Consider the following 248-nt stretch of genomic DNA (forward strand, 5'->3'; position numbering starts at 1 on the left):
CGTTACATACAAGACAGCTACTTCTTAGCTAATTTAAGTTTTGGTGTGACTAATGATGAGTGGAAAGCTGAGATATTCATTGATAATTTAACCAATGAAAGTGCAATATTGTATATTGATACTCAACAATTCACCCCTAAAGTCGTTTCAAATAGACCGCGTTCTATTGGCTTTAGATTTTCATACGATTTTTATTAAGTCGCTAATTAATAAGCTTAATCGCTATTAATTAAAGAAGCCGCTTGATG

At 32.3% G+C, this 248-nt stretch carries 1 protein-coding gene; it reads left to right on the forward strand.

Annotation, left to right across the window (positions count from 1 at the left end):
• Nucleotides 1-198 (forward strand): energy-coupling factor ABC transporter ATP-binding protein (locus Q4528_RS15220; protein WP_303522539.1); only part of this gene is annotated, 198 nt, incomplete at its 5' end.
• Nucleotides 199-248: the final 50 nt, after the last annotated feature.

This window comes from Staphylococcus pasteuri (assembly GCF_030547725.1).
Lineage (GTDB): Bacteria > Bacillota > Bacilli > Staphylococcales > Staphylococcaceae > Staphylococcus > Staphylococcus pasteuri.